Genomic DNA, 1,696 nt, shown 5'->3' with positions numbered 1-1,696 from the left:
CCGCGTCATGGATCACATCGGCCGGACCGATCTGCAGCCCCTCGATGGACAGCGCCGCCGTATGGCTGCCGCGCAGCGCGATCAGGTCCAGGTCGGCGCTGCGCTGCAGGCCCGCCGCATCGCCGGGCAGCGCGGCCACGAAGGGCTTTGCACCGTCGCTGCGCGAGACGGCAACGGCCACCACGAAGCGACCCGGCGGCACCAGGTTGGTGGCCCAGGGCACGCGCCCGCGCAGTGCAAGGCCGTCGGCGTTGCCGGAGCCGACGGGCGTGGCCTCGACCTGCAGGGCCTCGATGCCGCCCAGGTACTTCATGGCGTTGGACAGGCCCGTGGCGCCCGCCTGCGTGCCCTGCAGCAGGCCCGGCAGCCAGCGCTGGCGCAGCGCCGCGTTGGGCGACTGCAGCAGGTATTCGACAAAGGCGCGCTGCGCCCAGAACACGAAGCCCGCCGTCAGCGAATGCCCGGCCACACCGGCAATGGCCTCCAGCGCATCGCCCAGGCTGCCGCCCTGCCCGCCCTCGGCCACGGGCACGCCCAGGCCGAACAGGCCGTGCTGCGCCAGCCGGGGCAGCACTTCGTGCGCATGCGCAGGGCCTTCGTCCAGGGAGTCGGCATGGGCGTCCAGCCACTGCCGCAGCGAATCAGCCAGCATGTGCGCTCTCCTGCGGTTGTCGGAACTGTTCGGGCAGATAGGGCTGCAGCTGCGGGTTGACGGGGCTTTGCGCCAGGCTGTTGGCAAAGTTGCACAGCGTGGCCAGGCTGATGCCCAGCACCACCTCCAGCGCCTGCTGCTCGCTGAAGCCGGCCGCATGGAAGGCGGCCAGGGCCTCGTCGGCGACGGCGCCGCGCGTGGCGATCACGGCTTCGGCAAAGCGGCGCACGGCGTCCAGGCGGGGCTGGCCCGTGTCCCGGCCGTCCTGCAGCGCCACCACCTCGGCCTGGGTCAGGCCGGCCTGCTTGAAGGCCAGCTTGGTGTGGCCGGCCACGCAGAAGTCGCAGCCATGGATGCGCGCCGCCGTGATCTGCACCACCTCGCGCTCGGCCAGCGTGAGCTGGGCGCGCGCGTTGATCTGGCCCACGGTCACATAGGTCTCCAGCGCCTGGGGCGAGTTGGCCAGGATGGCGATCAGGTTGGGCAGGAATCCGTTGCCGGCCAGGGCGCGCTCCACGAAGGGGCGGCTGGCTTCAGGGGCGGTTTGCGGGGTGTGCAGGGTCAGGCGTGCCATGGTGCTTTGCAGGAATGAAGGAATGCCTTCATGATCGGCCGCGCCCCCCTTGCCATCAATGCCGCCGCGTCGCGGATTTATGCCCGAACGTGTCAACCCGCAGGCAGATGCCCCGGGCCCGGATGGCGGCTCAGCAGCAGCGTGCCTGCGCGCGCTGCCAGGCGCCGGGCTGCTCGCCCATCACGCGCTTGAAGGCGCGCGAGAAAGCCGCGTAGGACTCGTAGCCCACGGCCTCGGCCACCTGGCCTATCGCCTCGCCCTGGGCCAGCCGGCGCGCGGCCAGCTGCATGCGCAGCAGCAGCAGGAATTGCTGGGGCGGCTGGCCGCAGGCCTCGGCGAACTGCCGAAAGAACGTGGCGCGCGACAGGCACACGCGCGCGGCCATGTCGGCCACGCTCCAGTTGCGGGCCGGCTCGCGCAGCAGCTCGGCCACCAGCGGCGCAAAGCCCGGCCGGCGCAGCAGGCTCCAG

Annotated in this window: 3 protein-coding genes; all 3 read right to left on the bottom strand. The window is 72.1% G+C overall.

The window, feature by feature from the left end; all coding sequences use genetic code 11:
- On the bottom strand, nt 1-652 hold a 652-nt coding region (locus L995_RS11205; RefSeq protein WP_047471703.1), incomplete at its 3' end, for an acyl-CoA dehydrogenase family protein.
- Entirely contained in the window at nt 642-1,226 is a 585-nt protein-coding gene (locus tag L995_RS11200; RefSeq protein ID WP_047471701.1) for a carboxymuconolactone decarboxylase family protein, read from the bottom strand. The genes L995_RS11205 and L995_RS11200, both read right to left, overlap by 11 nt.
- Before the next feature lie 130 nt (nt 1,227-1,356).
- Nucleotides 1,357-1,696, bottom strand: a 340-nt coding sequence (locus tag L995_RS11195; RefSeq protein ID WP_047471697.1) for a helix-turn-helix transcriptional regulator, incomplete at its 5' end; no start/stop codon positions are given.

The organism is Delftia sp. ZNC0008 (genome assembly GCF_000799035.1).
Classification (GTDB): Bacteria; Pseudomonadota; Gammaproteobacteria; order Burkholderiales; family Burkholderiaceae_C; genus Comamonas; species Comamonas tsuruhatensis.
The sequence above is the reverse complement of the archived record's forward strand: the minus strand, read 5'-3'. Positions and strand labels throughout refer to the sequence as shown.